At 36.9% G+C, this 18,177-nt stretch carries 20 protein-coding genes, 1 tRNA gene and 1 pseudogene; 4 read left to right on the forward strand and 18 right to left on the reverse strand.

Annotated elements, in window-relative coordinates:
- Positions 1 to 55: 55 nt before the first annotated feature.
- The 11 genes and pseudogenes from J7R13_RS04175 to folE all read right to left on the reverse strand — a co-directional run.
- A pseudogene (locus J7R13_RS04175) lies at positions 56 to 476 on the reverse strand (lambda exonuclease family protein); the annotation flags it as partial.
- An 88-nt stretch (positions 477 to 564) separates the two neighbouring features.
- Positions 565 to 2,220 (reverse strand): ATP-grasp domain-containing protein, encoded by a 1,656-nt coding sequence (locus J7R13_RS04180; protein WP_208437612.1) that lies wholly within the window; start codon positions 2,218 to 2,220, stop codon positions 565 to 567.
- Positions 2,221 to 2,227: 7 nt separating this feature from the next.
- A complete protein-coding gene (locus tag J7R13_RS04185; protein WP_208437613.1) occupies positions 2,228 to 2,998 on the reverse strand; it encodes an ABC-2 family transporter protein in 771 nt (256 codons plus the stop codon).
- A 4-nt stretch (positions 2,999 to 3,002) separates the two neighbouring features.
- The gene (locus J7R13_RS04190) at positions 3,003 to 3,842 is read right to left on the reverse strand and encodes an ABC-2 family transporter protein (RefSeq protein WP_208437614.1); all 840 of its coding nucleotides are present in this window, start codon (positions 3,840 to 3,842) and stop codon (positions 3,003 to 3,005) included.
- A complete protein-coding gene (locus J7R13_RS04195; protein ID WP_208437615.1) occupies positions 3,833 to 4,885 on the reverse strand; it encodes an ATP-binding cassette domain-containing protein in 1,053 nt (350 codons plus the stop codon). The genes J7R13_RS04190 and J7R13_RS04195 overlap by 10 nt, the downstream gene beginning before the upstream one ends.
- Complete coding sequence (locus tag J7R13_RS04200; RefSeq protein ID WP_246786279.1) at positions 4,885 to 5,763, reverse strand: ATP-grasp domain-containing protein; 879 nt, start codon at positions 5,761 to 5,763, stop codon at positions 4,885 to 4,887. The genes J7R13_RS04195 and J7R13_RS04200 overlap by 1 nt, the downstream gene beginning before the upstream one ends.
- Before the next feature lie 337 nt (positions 5,764 to 6,100).
- Positions 6,101 to 6,538, reverse strand: coding sequence for a hypothetical protein (locus J7R13_RS04205; protein ID WP_208437616.1), 438 nt, complete (start codon positions 6,536 to 6,538; stop codon positions 6,101 to 6,103).
- A 38-nt stretch (positions 6,539 to 6,576) separates the two neighbouring features.
- Complete coding sequence (locus J7R13_RS04210; RefSeq protein WP_208437617.1) at positions 6,577 to 7,104, reverse strand: hypothetical protein; 528 nt, start codon at positions 7,102 to 7,104, stop codon at positions 6,577 to 6,579.
- Positions 7,105 to 7,247: 143 nt separating this feature from the next.
- On the reverse strand, positions 7,248 to 8,432 hold the full coding sequence (locus J7R13_RS04215; protein ID WP_208437618.1) for an alpha/beta hydrolase: 1,185 nt from the start codon (positions 8,430 to 8,432) through the stop codon (positions 7,248 to 7,250).
- A 195-nt stretch (positions 8,433 to 8,627) separates the two neighbouring features.
- Positions 8,628 to 8,712 (reverse strand) — tRNA-Leu (locus J7R13_RS04220).
- A 136-nt stretch (positions 8,713 to 8,848) separates the two neighbouring features.
- Positions 8,849 to 9,469: a GTP cyclohydrolase I FolE gene (gene folE, locus J7R13_RS04225; RefSeq protein ID WP_208437619.1), complete on the reverse strand. Its 621-nt coding sequence runs from the start codon at positions 9,467 to 9,469 to the stop codon at positions 8,849 to 8,851.
- A gap of 125 nt (positions 9,470 to 9,594) precedes the next feature.
- Between folE and J7R13_RS04230 the strand changes: the two genes are divergently transcribed.
- The 3 genes from J7R13_RS04230 to thrS all read left to right on the forward strand — a co-directional run bounded on the left by J7R13_RS04230 (position 9,595) and on the right by thrS (position 12,473).
- Positions 9,595 to 10,023 (forward strand): iron-sulfur cluster assembly scaffold protein, encoded by a 429-nt coding sequence (locus J7R13_RS04230; protein WP_208437620.1) that lies wholly within the window; start codon positions 9,595 to 9,597, stop codon positions 10,021 to 10,023.
- Entirely contained in the window at positions 10,024 to 10,377 is a 354-nt protein-coding gene (gene yidD, locus J7R13_RS04235) for a membrane protein insertion efficiency factor YidD (protein WP_208437621.1), read from the forward strand.
- Positions 10,378 to 10,496: 119 nt separating this feature from the next.
- The gene (thrS, locus tag J7R13_RS04240; protein WP_208437622.1) at positions 10,497 to 12,473 is read left to right on the forward strand and encodes a threonine--tRNA ligase; all 1,977 of its coding nucleotides are present in this window, start codon (positions 10,497 to 10,499) and stop codon (positions 12,471 to 12,473) included.
- Positions 12,474 to 12,517: 44 nt separating this feature from the next.
- On the opposite strand, the gene J7R13_RS04245 is transcribed toward thrS, so the two are convergent.
- From J7R13_RS04245 to J7R13_RS04265, 5 genes are all read right to left on the reverse strand, one after another.
- Positions 12,518 to 13,021 carry a MerR family transcriptional regulator gene (locus tag J7R13_RS04245; RefSeq protein ID WP_004858866.1) on the reverse strand — a complete coding sequence of 168 codons (504 nt, stop codon included), beginning with the start codon at positions 13,019 to 13,021 and terminating at the stop codon, positions 12,518 to 12,520.
- A gap of 199 nt (positions 13,022 to 13,220) precedes the next feature.
- Entirely contained in the window at positions 13,221 to 13,544 is a 324-nt protein-coding gene (locus tag J7R13_RS04250) for an integration host factor subunit alpha (protein ID WP_208437623.1), read from the reverse strand.
- A gap of 77 nt (positions 13,545 to 13,621) precedes the next feature.
- A complete protein-coding gene (locus tag J7R13_RS04255) occupies positions 13,622 to 14,596 on the reverse strand; it encodes a beta-ketoacyl-ACP synthase III (protein WP_208437624.1) in 975 nt (324 codons plus the stop codon).
- Positions 14,597 to 14,645: 49 nt separating this feature from the next.
- The gene (gene plsX, locus J7R13_RS04260) at positions 14,646 to 15,716 is read right to left on the reverse strand and encodes a phosphate acyltransferase PlsX (protein ID WP_208437625.1); all 1,071 of its coding nucleotides are present in this window, start codon (positions 15,714 to 15,716) and stop codon (positions 14,646 to 14,648) included.
- 146 nt (positions 15,717 to 15,862) lie between these two features.
- A complete protein-coding gene (locus tag J7R13_RS04265; RefSeq protein ID WP_208437626.1) occupies positions 15,863 to 16,426 on the reverse strand; it encodes a YceD family protein in 564 nt (187 codons plus the stop codon).
- A 280-nt stretch (positions 16,427 to 16,706) separates the two neighbouring features.
- Between J7R13_RS04265 and J7R13_RS04270 the strand changes: the two genes are divergently transcribed.
- A complete protein-coding gene (locus J7R13_RS04270) occupies positions 16,707 to 17,126 on the forward strand; it encodes an outer membrane protein assembly factor BamE (RefSeq protein WP_208437718.1) in 420 nt (139 codons plus the stop codon).
- Between the two features lie 73 nt (positions 17,127 to 17,199).
- Here the strand turns inward: J7R13_RS04270 and nusB are convergent, their stop codons facing one another.
- On the reverse strand, positions 17,200 to 17,670 hold the full coding sequence (nusB, locus tag J7R13_RS04275; RefSeq protein WP_208437627.1) for a transcription antitermination factor NusB: 471 nt from the start codon (positions 17,668 to 17,670) through the stop codon (positions 17,200 to 17,202).
- A gap of 2 nt (positions 17,671 to 17,672) precedes the next feature.
- Positions 17,673 to 18,128 carry a 6,7-dimethyl-8-ribityllumazine synthase gene (locus tag J7R13_RS04280; RefSeq protein WP_208437628.1) on the reverse strand — a complete coding sequence of 152 codons (456 nt, stop codon included), beginning with the start codon at positions 18,126 to 18,128 and terminating at the stop codon, positions 17,673 to 17,675.
- Positions 18,129 to 18,177 lie beyond the last annotated feature (49 nt).

Raw genomic sequence — 18,177 nt, forward strand, 5'->3', positions numbered from 1 at the left:
ACATAAATGGGAGGAGATGCTCGAGGGGAGAAGAGCACCCCCATAATGCTAAGTGTTAAGCAACTTTTGTTGAGAGTTGTTTTATCTCTTGGACTATTTCTGCTAAAAAGGTTTCAACAGCTTGATTGATCTGTTCAATTTGTTTCTTATCACAGTGAACACGCTTGATTTTCATGCGCAAGTGAAAGAATTCCCCCATGAACCGTGGGTCATAGCTTACAAAATCACACCACTTTCGTCCTGTACAAGCCGCTTGGAATTGCATTTGTGCGTGATATTCTAGTTTGATATTACCATCCATAAAAAAACGTAAATGGTTGGTTGATTGTGGGTATTTAACTTTCAACTAAACCGTCCTCATCAATAAGACCATCAGGGCTTGCACCAGCCATTTTCACTGTAGAATGAGGAACAAAGCCGCATTTTGTTATGTCCACATCATAGATGAATGCATATTCTTTCAAGGCATCATCCTCAATAATGAGAATTCTATTTACTTTAAGTTTTATGCGTGTATTTTTTAGATAGTCTGCCAATCCAAATAAAGGATGAACCCAAGTTTCGTTACCGTTGCAATCTAGAATATTTTTCAGCTCTTGAAGCTTCTTTTGGCATATGCCCCCCTAGAGCTAAGCCAGTATTCAATTCAATCACTTTTATCTGATTACCTGAAATAAAAAAGTCCCAACGGTATGGGATACAATCACCTTGTATCTTGAATCTCTGCAATACAGAAATTAACTGGTCACTTAATCCTAAATTTTTAAACCACTGTTTTTGACTTCCTGAAAATAGCTTATCCTTTAAAGAAAATATCATCTTATATAGACAGTAGAAATCACGTGCTAGAGCTTGAGTCTGATGTTTTTCGAAAATGAACGAGGATACCAATAATTTCCATCCAGGTAAAATAAACCCATCTTCTAAAGCGGCTTTCTGCATTTGAAACAATACGTCGCTTGTCTCAATACCCGCTTTAACCATTACATTGAAATTGAAATCTTTATGAATGGTATTTACAGAAAATTTACATAATGCATGCTGGGTATCAGCTACTACAGATTGAGGGTTTGTTGAGGTAAAAATAATATCTGCTAGAGTATTGGAGTAGCTCATTTCAGCGGTAGCACTTTCGCCTACTGAAGCTGTTTTCATATAATAAACTTCAGATTTATAGCCTGTTTCTGGTAAAAAAATATTTTCAACATTAATCTGTGAAATATTATTCGGTAGCTTGGGAAAGTGAATTAATGAAGCAGCTTTTAATCTAGGCTTAGCGTATTTTTCTTCTACACTCACACCAATAGAAAGTAAGAAATGTCCCTCAATTATATCAATATCTGAAGAAGCTTTAATCATCATCGGAATTAAACCACCTGCTGGACGCAACCCAATTTCTAGAAATAGGTGTGGACTTGAATCACGATAAAACGCTTCAATATGAAGCGCGCCATTTGGAGGATTAAAAGTTTCGATGGCTTCTGTAATAAACTCGTTCCACCGAAGCAGCTTTTGTCTGTCTGTTTCAATTATAGAAACCAGAGGAGCACCATTAATAGCCCCATAACCAGCATTTTCTTGGTAACATCCTACAGAATAGAAAATGCACTTAGTGTTTTCTACCAAGACATCAATATGATATAGGTTATCACTAATATATTCTTGTATTATAGGATCTGATATCTTTTTAAGAGCATTTAATGCTTCGTTTTGATTTTTGCATAACATGACCCCAATTGAAGCTGCTTGATCTATGGGTTTTATTACAATCGGATACGTAGTACGGTTATTGAATACGTCTTCTTTTGTATATTGCACAGGTTGAACAAGTTTTCCGGTTTTGCTGATTTTCTCCGCCATCATAGCCTTATTTCTGAACCTTAGCATTCGCTCTAAGCTTAGCTTTGGCTCTAGTTTGAAAAATTTTTCAAGATAATACGCACTTGAAACTGCAAACTCTTCCATAGCAACAATGTGTGTAGGCTTAAAGCTGTCAGTGATTTTAACAGCTAAGCTCTTTAAAATTTCAATATTTTCCATATCACTAATCTGGATACAGTTTTTTTGAGGGGTGCTAGAAGTTTGATTGTAACGTTCTTGAATTATAATATACTCGCCGATTAGGTGAGTATATCTCTTTACGATATCTTCTACTTCAGCCTTCATCCGTTCGCTCGTTACGAGAATTACTGGAAAAATTAAACCTTTTGTTTTTGCCATAGTCCCCTCACCCGCCAAGTGAAACTCGTTTTTTCATTAAAACTCTAAAGAATTGCCACGCAATAACGACACAGATTACAGTTGAAAGCCAATAATAATATATTAAACTTGAATATGGGTTTAATAATGCCGTTACAGTTACGCCCGCACCTACCAATGAGGGCACAAGAGAGATTATAGCTATCAAACTCACCATGCTAAATAGATGTGGTGGCAATAGATTGAGTTTGAACATCTCGCTATGTATATATTCAACAGGAAGATATTTTTGGCTTAAAAGTGAAATAGAATGCAGAAACGTTACAAAAGCCAGATTGGAAATGACAGTAAAAAAAACTGTCAACAAAGTAATTGTTATAGACAGCAGAGTGAAATCCAATTTGGGCATATTAACATACAATGCATCTAAAATCAGTAAGCTAAAGAGTATTAGTAAGTTATTATTATTCGCCCATCGCAACAACATATGATAAACAAGTGGAACTGGCTGCATTAAGAGCGGCTCTAATTTTCCTGAAAGAAGCGCATAAAAAAAATTATTTATTGATGAAGCAAAAGTGTTTAGTAATAATGATATCACTAACATAAAAAAAATAAGGCCGTTAAATTCTTCTAGCGTCCATCCTTTTAATGAGCTCGTATTTTGATAAATGGAATCAGCATATAATAATCTAATAAAGGTCACGATAAATGTTAAGGCAATGTACCCCACGAGATTGGCTTTATAGGCGCTGGAGTTTTTTAAACTATTTGAAACATAAGCTAGAAATTTTCCCATAATTTTAACCTCCTGCTGTTTCATATTTAGTCATAACAACTTTCCAATAAATTGCGCAAAGAACAATGAATACAAACATATACAAGTTTAACTGAAGACAATATGAGATTAGATTACCAATATTTGGGTCGATAATCAGTTCAGCGGGTGCGGCGATGATAAATCTGAACGGATTATAAAACATGATAGGTGCTATAGTTTCAGGCCAAAAACTTGGGGGCAACATGGTCCCGCCTAATATGCCTTGCAGCGCAGATAACAGCGCTAAAAGAAAATCAGGCCGAACAAATTTAAATGTGCTAAGAGCCATAAAAAGGCCAATTAAATAACACAATATTTGTGTCTCTATGATATAGATAATCGTCCAGAACCAATAGAAGGGGCTTATAGTTTCGACTTCAAAAAGAAAAAAACAAACAGCCACAATGATAATAATTGGCCATGCATAGATAATAGCACCACCCAAAAAATCCCAAAATCTTTGAACCGGAATGGGTATAGGCCAAAGTAAACGGGGTTCGAGTTCACCAGCTTGAATGTTTCGTGCAAAATATTCAATCACACTGTAAGAATTGTTAAGCCGCCAGAATGCTATAGAAATTGCAAAGTAGAACATTAATTGCTGAAAATTATACCCGCTTACACTTTCCTCCGCATTGCCTGCGTAAATATAGTGCCAAATAATATATTGCGTGATAAAAGGAATACTCGTTGCCAATAATAGATCGATTATGAGCATATATTTATCAATAAGGATCTCCTTGACGGCGATAAAAGCGAATAGCTTTGCACAACCAAGATATAGCCGCACTGTCTTTAGCATCAGGAAAGGTTTTAAACGCATTCTTGCTTCTCCCTGTCCTTAAATTGTTTTAAATAAATGTCTTCAAGAGAAGGCGGAGAAAATTGAATTAAGATATTTGGCTGATCCATGACAAGCTTTTGTAAACATTCAAACATTTTATCTTTGATATCTGCGTCAATCAGCCATTCCATTTTCGATTGCGTCATGGCTTTTGAAATTATTTTACCTTGAGTTGAAATATGATCAACAGCTGCCTTGACTTGTTCAATAAAATCATCCGAAAGTGGGCGCTCTTGTACAACAAGTGAGCTTGTTACAAAATTGCCAACTTTTTCTGATACTGTACTAACAGAACCATCAAAAATAATTTCACTTTCCTTGAGAAAAACAATCCTAGAAGCACAATGTTCTATATCCGCCATATCATGGCTTGTTATGATAATTCCTTTATTTTGCTGCTTAACAAGACTGTGAAGATATTTGCGCAACTCATATTTGGATAGGATATCCAGCCCAACAGTCGGCTCGTCTAATATCAGTAAGTCGGGGTCATGAATAAGGGCGGCAATAACTTCACATTTTACCCTTTCCCCAAGGCTTAAATTTCGAACCTTCCTATTGAGTATTGAAGACAGACCCAAAGCTTGCGTAAGCTCTTCCAGCTTTAACATGAAATTTTTACGATCTATATCATAGATTTTCTGTAATACAGCATAACTGTCTTTAACAGGCAGATCCCACCATAGGCTAGACTTATGTCCAAAAACAACGCCGATTCTTCTTAAGAAATCATAATCGCGATGTGAAGGGGAAGAACCCAACACCCTAACCTTGCCGCAATCAGCTTTTTGTAAGCCGCAAATTGTTTTGACTAATGTGGATTTTCCTGCTCCATTTGGGCCCAAAAGTCCTAAACACTCTCCAGCTCTTAACTGAAGCGTTACGTTTTTTAATGCATATTTATCATTATTTTCTTGCCTCTTTGAGGGAAGAAAATAATCCCAGAAGGCTTTCTGACTTTTGTAAACCTTTGAGATATCCCTTACATCAACCAGAGTTTGTTGATTATTCATCTTAACCATCAAGCTACCTTTCGGACTTTATTCATTAACAATTCTGCAATCGCATCTGAAAACTCAAATCGATCTATTAAAATGTCTGGCTCTGGGTTAACTTCAATAAGGTAAAAATTCTCCCCTGCCCCTTCTATTATATCTACGCCTGCAGTATCAAGCCCAAGAGCCTTAACGGCATCAATAGCCAAGGCAGTAGCGAGATTATCAAATTTTTCTGGAGGCAAAATCTCAATATGTCCTCCATGTGTACCATTGCAAATTGGGTATAATCCACCGGAATTAAAAGCATACCTTTTATTACAAACCTTAACTTCGCCGCTGACAATATCGCATCGCCAAATAAATCTACTCGGATTTTCAATAAAAGATTGAACTATAAATTGTCCATCACGGTTTAACCATTTTTTTATTTCATCCAGAGGTGGATTTTTTGCTGCAAATATCTGTACTTCATTCGAGCAAAAGCCCAATGTTGATTGAGCCACTAAAGCTATATCTTTATTTAATAGAAACTCGTTGAATTGGTCTAAGCTTTGGAATATATGAGTCTCTGGGATTGGAAAACCAAGCTTACCCAAGTAGATTGCTGTAAGAGCTTTATCGCGAGCTAATTGATAAGACAATGGTTGGTTAATTATCGCGTCGTTGACTGAAGGTAGATTTGCAAGCTGTATAAATTGGGAGTGATAAGAACACCTAAATTCTGCCAAGCGGTCCATAAAAATAGCATCAAATTCATCAAGATTTGAGGTGACTTCGTTCGGAGCTGCTAATATTCTGATTTTTGACCAGTGAATAAACTCTGTATTAAAGTTTTTTTTTATAAGTGTAGCGTGCACTCTTTCTAGAAAAAGATGCATTTCGTTATAGATAATCGCAACCATATATGAATGCATTGAATTTTCCCTAAAACTTAAGCTGTTTTTTTATATTGTTAAAGAATATCGTCTTTTGAGTTTATCCAGAGGGGGAATATGATCTACAGTGACCAGCTCAACATCTATGTTTTAGTGAAAAAGCTGACACATTCCATTCGTAAAGTTCTTAATGCATTACATCGCTTTGTTGATAGGTGTACTGTTTTTCCAAACTGTTAAAATCCGTATCTTATTAACTTCTTCTTCTATTACTTATACTCATAAATGCATCATCTATTCTTCCATGTATATTCTTTATTCGTCTATAGGACGACCCACAGTGGTACTTTTCTCCAGCCCAACATTAACTTTCAGCTATTTGCCCATGCCATTGCCCAAAGTTACTTTGGCCACAGCAGATTATAGGCATAAGTATGTTCCATGGTAACGTACCAATAATCCTGCCAAAATCATTATTGTTATCAGTAATCAGCTCAATATGCGTATTATGCCTCAAGAAGTGGTAGTTTCTTTTCGCACATTCATATGCCATCAAACCGGCTTCTTCACTACTGTACTCGGCTCGAACTTTTACATTTAATGATGCCTCTAACTGATCTCGTTGGATTCTAGTCGAAGTTTCAGAATTGGTACTCAAGCAAGTGACTCCCAGCCCCCCTAAATCTATATTAGAATCTGCTAATTTTTCTGAATTCTGTTGTGGCAAAATATTTAAAGGATTAGCGATGAACCTATATTTCATGTCTAAAAAAATCAAAAACTTTTTATGTAAATTAATCATATATTGTACTGTTTTCTATAAAATTGAAAATATTTTTATTAACGTGTTTTATTCAAATTTTTTTCTGAACTTGAATATTCTTTTTCAAAGAGGTGTGGACTTTCAACAATAAGCTTTTTTCGTGCTTTTTGTAATTGCTTAATGACTTCATCAATTTTTGATGGAGAATAAAAAGAAGCTTGGCTATCTAATAAATTTTGCTTCTCCCTTCCCTCATAAACACATTGCATCTGAGATTGAAGTATTCTAATCTCTTGGAAAAAAAGACGTCCGGTTTCTTTGAAACCATTATTAAGTGAAAAAAGTTGATCGGAAATTGAGAGCAAAATTTGTTTTAAAAAGCGCTCATTTTCTTGGCGTTTACGATATTCTAAAATAAGAGCGTGACTTATCTCATCCAACTGTTTTTTTGTGGAATCAATTTTATGCAATAAATTTGGTTTTTCCCCCATATTACCTTCTCTCGCCTTTAAAAGCATAGTATGAATATCTAATAACTGAACTGCGGAATGAGATAAATAATCAACTAATGTAGGCGTATCGGCATAGTGCTTTCGTGCAACCATCTCATAAACTCACCTAATGACTGGTTTTTATATTCATCCCGCTATTTATCTTTTATTTTACAAAACCATTCTAAAGAAAGTGCTAAAAAATACTGTTCTTCATTCATTTATATTTGAATGAAAAAACTTTACTCTTTTCACACTTAATGTCGAGTTAATGGAGATAATAAACGTACAGGTGTATAAAGGATAAGATGCGTTGTTTTTTCCAACACACTGCTACTATCAGCAAGAAGTGCCTGACTAGGTGACAATTCTGTACCCTGCATAATTGTTGAAGCTAAAGAACCTTCTCGAGAAAGAGCCATCAATGTTGGCGAAGACGCAAAAACATTGTGCGCCCCACCATCAATATGAGAGAAATCAAGAACAGCAATACCATTTTTGCGCAACATTTCAATATCTGAACCATCTCCAACACGATGATGACCACCTGTAAGACGCCCAGAAAAAGCAAGAGCTTTATCCGCTCGAGATACCAAAATGGCTGTTGGCTGAGGCAATCTCTTAATATCATTGAGTTGACGCTCAAACACATCAATATCAATATCTGGCGCGGCCATCAACAAACTTGTAATACGGCGAATAGGTTTATATTTTCCCTGTAATGCTAGAGTTCTAAATGCCTCCATTATGACAAAATTTCCCAAAGAATGTGCAATAACAGAAATTTGATCAGCATCGGTTTCGCTGATGAGTGTCAAAAGCTCTATGAGTCCATCACGCGCAAAATTGGCGCTATCACGGTCATAAATATAAAGAGGTACTGATCCAGCAGAGGGCCATGAATAGTGTACAGCGACAACATTTAAAGAGTAATCGTATGTAAACTGAGCTGTACGAAATGTACCATCTGCAAAATTATTATTATAACCATGAATAAAAAGGAAAATTTCTCTTTTTCCTTTTGGCTTTTTTGCTAAATCTGAATTTAATTGCTGCTTAAATTGCTCTTTATCATCATATTTTTGCAGCGCCACTGCTGCAAAATACTTATCATGAGTGGGTTTGTACGCGTTTATTTCAACAACACCCTTCACATGTTGCTGAGGGATTCCTACATCAATGCGATTATAATGTACTTTATTTGATCGCTCTGCTCCATAAGGCTGAGAATAGTTGTTTTGCATCATACGACTTGTTGCAACATACACCGGTACAATAGCTTTCGGAAGAATTGGCTTGCTTTCCACTTCCCTTTGTACTGTAACCATAGATGGTGTTGCATGTACCCCATGCCAAAGTACAGCACGTGACTGGCTACATGCCGTTAATAAAGAAATGCAAATAAAGAATACTAAATACCTTAAAAATATTGTACTTCTCATTACAATACCACTCAGCTCTCTTGAAAAGATTAATCATTTAAAATTTATAGAAAAAAATACCTCCCACCGATCTGAAATGAAGCCATTACTTAAAACACACTACGAATAATACAAAAAGAAAATCCCAGTCACAATGCACAAAACAGAATCTTCCCTAAAATTAATACAATTCATTTTCGTTACAAAGAACTCAAATGGTGCGGTCGAGAAGACTCGAACTTCCACGGGTTGCCCCACAGCGACCTCAACGCTGCGCGTCTACCAATTCCGCCACGACCGCATGTAGTGAAGCAAAACATCTCTGTGTCTTGGCTTTAACAAATCACAAAGCAAGGTACAAGCCTATTTTCACTTTACCATGATTTATTTTACTTGAATGGCCTATAACTTAATGTAAACCTCCAAATAAGGTTCTACTATAGCCTTTGAACCATCTTTATAAAATGAGCCTGTATACCTTGATCTTTTTCATAACAACCATGAAAACTTGTTGTAATCGTTGTAGCACCTTGCTTTTGGATCCCTCTCATAGCCATGCACATGTGCTCAGCTTCAACCAATACTGCAACACCACGAGGCTCAAGATATTCTTCTAAAGCATGAGCTATTTGAGCTGTCATAGCTTCTTGTGTCTGTAAACGACGAGAAAAAACGTCTACCACGCGCGCAATTTTTGAAAGACCAACAACCTTCTTATCTGGAAGATATCCGATATGAGCTCTACCAACAATTGGAATCATATGATGCTCACAATGTGAATAAAAAGAGATATCTTTTACTATTATCGATTCATTATATCCTGAAACCTCTTCAAAAACTGTGCCCAAGATCTCTTCAACCGATTTGCTATAACCTATAAAAAGCTCACGATATGCTTTAGCTACACGTCTTGGAGTATCTAGAAGCCCTTCTCGATTTGGATTTTCCCCCACCCATAAAAGTAATGTACGAATCGCTGCTTCCACCTCTTCAGAACTAGGACGCCTTTTCCCAGATAAAAACGGGTCTGTTGTATCTCCTTTAATAACATTATGCATTTAAAAACTCCAAGCTTACCCTTTACAAAGCATTTGCCACATATCTACTTCATTTTGTATAATCTCTATATAAGTGAATTAAAAGCTTAAACAATCACGACTCTCGAAATTTCAGGAAATTGCTCATGATTAACGATATCTATAGTGATAAAATACTTGAATATGCCGCGCATATAAGCAGAATCGGACATCTTAATAATCCGGATGCAACTTCAAAAAAGCACGCACACCTCTGCGGTTCAACAGTCACTGTAGATCTAAAAGTAGAAGATTGCATCGTTACAGACTTCGCCCATGAAGTGCATGCATGTGTGCTAGGACAAGCTTCGGCTTCACTTTTAGCATCTCATATCATAGGGCAAACAACACAAAATCTTAAAATGTTACGTGAAGTTGTCTATCATATGCTAACGAAAGATGGGCCTCCTCCTCAAGCTCCATTTGAAGCATTTTCTTGCTTACAGCCCATTAAGAACTATAAAGCACGTCACACATCAACAATGCTTCCCTTTGATGCGACTTTAGATTGCATTCAACAAATTGAAGAAAAATAAATGCTCAAATCACAGCCTCAACGAAAAAAGAGAAAAACTCGAAATTATACGGGCCCTTGGCAAAAAACACCTGGACGATTACTTGGTATTTTCTTGATACGTTTTTATCAAATAACACTGTCTAATTTTATAGGAAATCAATGTCGCCATGCTCCAACCTGTTCAGAATACACTTATGAAGCGATCGCACGCCATGGACTATGGGCTGGTGCATGGATGGGGCTTTTTCGTATCATGCGTTGTGGTCCATTTGGAACATATGGATTTGATCCTGTCCCCACCTCTCTTGGAAACTCTTGTTGTTTTTATAAACCTTGGCGTTACTGGAAAATTTCTATAAAACATAACAAATAGTTCTTTTCTTTTTTCATATGTATTGATAAAAAGTCAGACTATTGACCTTAACTGATTATTACTAAGTTTTCACAAGACCATCCGCAATCGTTGGCGGAATTGGATTAAAGGGGTGTTTTATGTCGTACTCTGTTTCTCTTTCATTTCCCGATGGTTCAAAACATGATTACCCCACTAAAATGACTGGTTTAGAATTGGCAGAATCAATTTCTAAATCGCTTGCAAAAAAAGCAGTCGCCTATAACCTTAACGGAAGCGTTCGAGATCTCTCGGATCCTTTAGAACAATCTGGACAAATAGAAATTATTACACGAGAAGATCCACGTGCTCTTGAACTCATACGTCATGATTGTGCACATGTCCTAGCTGAAGCAGTACAAGAACTTTTTCCTGAAACGCAAGTAACAATAGGTCCTGTTATTGAAAATGGTTTTTATTATGATTTTGCACGTCAACAACCTTTTACATTGGATGATCTCACCATCATTGAAAAGAAAATGCGTGAAATTATTCAACGCAATAAACCTTTCAAAAAAGAGATTTGGTCCCGTGAAAAAGCTAGAGAAATTTTTTCTGAAAAAGGTGAACTTTATAAAGTTGAGCTTATTGATAGCATCCCCGAAAATCAAGATATAAAAATCTACTATCAAGGTGATTGGTTTGATCTTTGCCGCGGCCCACACATGCAATCTACTGGACAAATTGGAAATGCTTTCAAGCTGATGAAAGTTGCAGGGGCTTATTGGCGTGGCGATGCCAATAATCCAATGTTAACGAGGATTTATGGTACAGCATTTGCGAACGAAAATGACTTAAAAGCCTACCTACACATGCTAGAAGAAGCTGAAAAACGTGATCATCGCCGCTTGGGACGTGAAATGGACTTATTTCATTTTCAAGAAGAAGGACCAGGAATGATTTTTTGGCACAAAAAAGGCTGGAAAATGTTCCAAAATTTGATCAACTATATGCGCAGACGTCTTGATGATCATCAATATGCTGAAGTTAATGCACCGCAAGTTCTCGACAGATCACTCTGGGAAATATCTGGTCATTGGGGGTGGTATAAGGAGAATATGTTCAAAGCAATTCCAGCAGCTGATAATTGGGATAATGAAAATGTTTATGCTCTTAAACCAATGAATTGCCCTGGTCATGTACAGATTTTTAAACATGGTTTAAAATCTTACCGCGATTTACCTATAAGGCTTGCTGAATTCGGTCTTGTCCATCGCTATGAGCCTTCAGGCTCTCTCCATGGTCTGATGCGTGTACGTGGCTTTACACAAGATGATGCACATATTTTTTGTACAGATGAGCAGTTAGCCGATGAATGTCTCAGTATTAATGATTTGATCTTATCTACTTATGCTGATTTTGGATTTGAAGAAATTAGTCTTAAACTTTCAACGCGCCCAGAAAAACGAGTTGGATCTGACGCATTATGGGACCACGCAGAAAATATTATGAAATCCGTCCTTAAAATTATTGAAACAAAATTCTCAGGACAAATCAAGACAAGTATCCTTCTAGGTGAGGGTGCATTTTATGGTCCAAAATTTGAATACACATTAAAGGATGCTATCGGTCGTGAATGGCAATGTGGAACAACACAAATAGACTTTAATCTTCCTGAACGTTTTGGTGCATTTTATATTGATAAAGATTCAGAAAAACGTCAACCTGTTATGATTCATCGCGCTATTTTTGGATCAATGGAACGTTTTCTTGGTATATTAATCGAAAATTTTGCTGGACATATGCCGCTTTGGCTTGCGCCTGAACAGGTGATTGTAGCAACAATTACATCAGAAGCCAATGAATATGCAAAAAAAATAACGGCAAAACTTAAAGCTGTTGGGCTTTCTGTCACATCAGATCTGCGTAATGAAAAGATTAACTATAAAATACGAGAACATTCTTTACAAAAAGTTCCCATAATTTTGGTATGTGGCAAACGTGAAGCTGAGACAAATAGCGTAAACATGCGCCGTTTAGGAAGCACGGATCAAGTCTTTTTGTCTATAGAAGAAGCAATTAAACAACTCACAGATGAAGCAACAGCACCAGATTTGCGTCGTTTACTAAACACCTAACGGACACTAAAAGATGAAAAAACTATAAAGAGAGGAGAGCATTGTTATCGTGCTCTGTCGAGCACTCGTTTACACTCAATGAGTTCAAAAAGTGTTTCCTGCAACAATGCTTTATCAGTCTTGTCTTTGTAAACATTAACAGAACCGATAGATGCTTCCCCTTCACTTCTCATGAAACTCAAAAGCCCAAAAGAAGACTTTCTAGGCTTACTGCTAGTAGATTCAGAAGTTTGTTCTGCATATTTCTTTTCTATCACGACATTCATGGCATCAAGATCACCATTACCAAATGCAGTAACAAAAGCAACACCATTCTCTTTCAAAAGACGCTGCACACCTTTTATTGTATAACCCTGCTCGTATAGTAACTGTTTAATACCATTGAGCAAATCAACATCAACTGGACGATAATAGCGCCTCCCACCACCACGCTTCATTGGTTTAATCTGCCTAAAACGTGTTTCCCAAAATCTTAAGACATGCTGTGGAAGCTCCAATAACTCGGCTACTTCGCTAATTGTGCGAAAAGCATCAGAGCTCTTATCCATTTTGCAACACCTTATCTAAAACACTACAAATGATTCTATAATGATCCATCAAGTTTCAATTTCTCAACAAGATTAGTCAAAAATAGGACCATACTTGATTACATTTTAACTAAAAAGCTGTTTGTTTAAAACAAGATTCCAAATTCTTATCTTATTTAAATCTCTTTAACAAATACGAGACACAGTAACAGCACTTAATTTATACAATATTATTTTTTTGTCTTGCACGATGCGAATCTAAAATTCTTTGTTTAAGTAAATTTGCAGCCTTAAATGTTACGACACGTCGCGGTGGGATAGGTGCTTCAACACCGGTTTTAGGATTACGTCCAACGCGTTCACTTTTATTGCGGACTTGAAAGGTTGCAAAAGAAGACAACTTAACTGCTTCACCTTTCACCAGTGAATTGCAAATTTCGTCCAAAACCATCTCAACCAAAGCTGCTGATTCAGTGTGTGACAAGCCCACTCTCTTACAAACTACGCTCGCTAAATCTGCACGCGTTACTGTTTTACTTGTCATTATAACCACCTATTCAAATATTTAAAATTACAAAATGACTTATACGTTTTATTCAAATATGGTCAAGCGCCTATAATCTACCAACGAATAAGAATTGCCCCCCACGTAAATCCACCTCCCATAGCTTCTAGCATAATGAGATCGCCTTTTTTAATTCTTCCATCACAAAGAGCCGTTGTTAAAGCCAACGGCACCGAAGCTGCAGATGTATTACCGTGTTGATCAACGGTAATCACAACTTTATCTAAAGAAATTCCCAATTTCTTAGCTGATGCTTCAATAATACGTTTATTAGCCTGATGAGGCACAAACCAATCCAATTGTGAAGAATCTATACCTGCCGCTGCAAAACAATCATCAACCACATCTGTTATCATACCAACTGCATATTTAAAAACTTCTCGTCCTTCCATGCGTAAATAGCCCGTTGTTTGCGTTGTTGAAGGGCCTCCATCCACATACAGCTTATCAATATACGCACCATTAGAGCGCAATTTCGTGGACAATATGCCACAATCAGAGGCAACATTCCCTTCATTTTCCTGTGCCTCCAAAACAGCAGCCCCCGCACCATCACCAAATAAAACACATGTCGTGCGATCTTGCCAATCCAAAATTCGAGAGAATGTGTCAGATCCGATAACTAAAACTCTTTTTGCTGCTCCGCAGCGTAAATAGCTATCTCCTATTGTTAAAGCAAAAATAAAACCTGAGCAAACAGCTTGAATATCAAAAGCAAATCCATGGCTCATTCCCAAAGCATGCTGAATTTCAACAGCAGAAGCAGGAAAAGTACGATTTGGTGTTGATGTTGCTAAAATAATACAATCAATATCTTTTATTGTAAGTCCAGCATTTATAAGTGCTGCTTGTGCTGCTTCAACTCCTAAAGAAACAGTTGTTTCATTTTCATTGGCAATATAACGTTGGCGTATTCCTGTACGCTGAACAATCCATGAATCAGATGTTTCAACAAACTCCGCAATTTCATCATTCGATAAGCTTTTTTTTGGTAAGGCACTTCCTACACCACGCATAACGGATCGAATCATTCGTCCCCAACCTTTTCTTCATATTTCTTACTTATATTATAAAAGCTTATCATAGGGACTCCCCATTTATCGACGCTTCATCTTCTTGATCAAGAAGTGTTTCTTTATTCTCATGAAAGCGTCGTAAATCAGCTGTTATTTTTTTCAAAAGTCCATTATTAACCATCTCATAACCAACGCGGATAGCAGAAGCAAAACCGTTAGCATTAGCACTACCATGACTTTTTATGACAACACCATTCAAACCTAAAAGCACTCCACCATTCACCCTATCTGGATCCATTTTGCGTTTCAGCGTACGAAAAGCACTTCGCGATAAAAAGTAACCAAGAGATGTTAAAAAAGAACTGCGCAGTGCGGAGTTTAAGATTTCTGCTATTTGCCTCGCAGTTCCCTCTGCGGTTTTTAAAGCAATATTACCAGCAAATCCTTCTGTTACAACAACATCCACTGTTCCTTTTCCAATATCATTCCCTTCAACAAATCCTTTATACTCTAATCCTTCTAATTGCACTTCACGCAATATCATTCCAGCTTTTTTAATTTCATGAAGGCCTTTAACCTCTTCAACACCCACATTTAAAAGTCCAACACTTGGTCTTTCAGTATGATATAAGGCGCGAAACATACCTGCCCCCATAACCGCCAAATCAACCAACTGGCTAGCAGAAGCCCCAATCGTTGCCCCAATATCCAAAACAATACTCTCACTGCGAAGGGTTGGCCAAATACCAGCAATCCCAGGACGCTCAGCCTCTGCCATCATTTTTAAACAAAAATAAGACATTGCCATAAGTGCACCAGTATTGCCCGCAGAAATGCAAGCATCAGCTTCGCCATTTTTTACTGCTTCAATTGCATACCACATTGACGATTTACCGCGCCCATTACGAAGTGCTTGGCTTGGCTTCTCATCCATACGTGTATAACTCTCTGTGGGATAGAAGCGCGACACAGAAGCCAAACAAGGGTATTTTTTTAAAACTGGCTTAACAACTTTCTCTACCCCATAAAATAGAAAATAAATATCGGACAAATATTTTTGTACAATTGCTGCTCCTGCAATAGTTGCTTCCGGACCATAATCACCGCCCATTACATCCACAGAAATTCTAATCACGTTCGCATATCCCACATCTTTTTACGCTTTTAAATGCATATTACAATTTTTTACTATTAAACAACCACAAAGCATACCGTGCGAAAATAGCTCCGCAGAAAATACCGTTTTTATAATGCTATACAATAGATAATCTTTTTATGTTTTTACAACCGCTTCCAACTTTTCAAAACAGAAAACGGCGATAATTTTTGCTCAGTTTCTTCCAAATTTTCCAGCACACATATTTTTACCCCCTCTTTACGCGGATAATGATTAATGGACAACTCAAAAAATTCTTCCATAACTGCACCAATATCAATTTTATCACCATAAAACACTTCTGGCGTATCTAGCCCTTCCACATCTAAAAACAATTCTCCTGTATTTTCCGATATTTTTGGCTTCATCAAATTTGAATCTTCAGGAACAAAAACAACCTCAATATTTTCATGGAGAATATTTTCTAGTGGTTCTAACGTGACAACACATAACTGTATTATACGCGCCCGCAATAGACCTTTTATACGTACCCCACGCTTTTTCCACGGGAAAATATGGAATTTTCCCTCACAAGACTTTACCTTAACTAAATCATGATTCTTAGCTAAATGAGCGCATTCTCGCTGGTTTGCACAAATATGAACCCTTATACCTTTGGCAGGAAGGGAACGTACTGATATTGGATAAGCCAAAGCAAATGTTATTTGAGAAACATTTTGAACATTCATTGACAACTCCCAAATACAAAAGGGTGTAATATACTGCACTTTTATTTAGCCAAAGTACATTTCATTCATTTTTCTCTTTTCTAAAGAAATTCTGTATGGCATAATCCGTTTTATAACAGGGAAACTCAATGTAAGCTATGGCAGATTAAGTTAAAATGAAAAAAATTGAGGTTACCTTCTTGTCGTATATCTAAGTATAAGGGAGATATCATTGTTTCAGGAGCCCCACATAGTGGCCTTAATCAAACAGAAGTTATTGATTGGTCTATTAATAGCCAGCATGGTAGTAATCGCCGGTTGTAGTATTTTTGATTCTTCAGGTACAAGCCAAATCTACCAAGAAGGTTACATCCTTGATAAAAATGCTCTTGGTTCTATTTCTGTTGGATCAAGTCAGGAGCAAGTTATTTTAACTTTAGGGACCCCCTCCTTAAAAACAAAATATGATAATGAGGTCTTCTATTATATCTCACAAACTCGCTACCGTGCGATGCAGTTTATGAAAACTAAAATTATTGATCGTAAAGTTTTGGCTATCTACTTCAATAAAAATAATCAGGTTACTAAAATAGCTAACTATGGTCTACAAAATGGCCAAATATTTGATTTCATCGCACAAACAACACCAACTGCTACAAGAGAGCAACCTTTCTTAATCCAGATTATTAAAGGTCCCGCGAATTTACCAACCTATAATTAACCTAAGGTATGATGGCTTGCATACAATCCCGATAATGTCAGAACTAGATAATATTGGGATTGTAGTATTGCTTTTAGGAGCGAACTTTTTTTGCCATACTGTCAAGAATTGCATTGACGAGCTTTGGTTCGTCACCTTCAAAAAATGCCTTTGCTATATCTACATATTCATTCATAACAACAGCAACAGGCACATCTTGGCGGTTGATCAACTCCCATAGGCCTGCACGCAAAATTGCGCGTAATATAGAATCAAGACGTGAGAGTGACCACTCTGCGGAAAGTTGTTGATGAAGCATCGGATCAAGCTGTTTTTGATTCTTTACAACACCTGTGATAATAGCTAAAAACCATTGAAAATCAGCATCAAGATACTGATCCCCATCAATGTTTTTTCCTAACCGATAAGCTTCATATTCAGCCGCCGTTTCCATCACACCAGAACCGACTATATCCATTTGATAGAGTGCTTGAACTGCAGCGAGTCTTGCTGCTCCACGTTTATTGGCTGAACACGGAGAATGTCTTCCTTTTATATCAGACATATTTAATGATTATCTCCAAATCTCTTTTTCAGAGCGATCATACATAAAGCAGCTTTAGCAGCAAAACCACCTTTATTTTTTTCATCCTGTTTTGCACGCGCCCATGCTTGATCTTCATTTTCAACAGTCAAAATACCATTTCCAATAGCCAAATGTTGATGAACAGTTAAATCCATTAATGCGCGACAAGAATTATTCGCAACAATTTCAAAATGATAGGTTTCACCTCGAACGACACAGCCAAGTGCTACATAACCATCGTAAAGTACCTTACTTTTTTCGGCAAAAGCTATTGCACTTGGTATTTCTAATGCACCAGGAACTGTTACAATATTATAACTTGCTTCGGCTTTTTGCAGAACATTCACTGCACCTGCAAGAAGTGCATCAGAAATCCCATCATAAAAACGCGCTTCAACAATCAGTACATGCAACTTTTGATGTATCTCTTTTATCATAACGGAATCTCACAAGAAAAAAGAAGAAAAGAATTCAAGATCGTAGAGC

The organism is Bartonella taylorii 8TBB (assembly GCF_902825155.1).
GTDB classification, from domain to species: domain Bacteria; phylum Pseudomonadota; class Alphaproteobacteria; order Rhizobiales; family Rhizobiaceae; genus Bartonella; species Bartonella taylorii_A.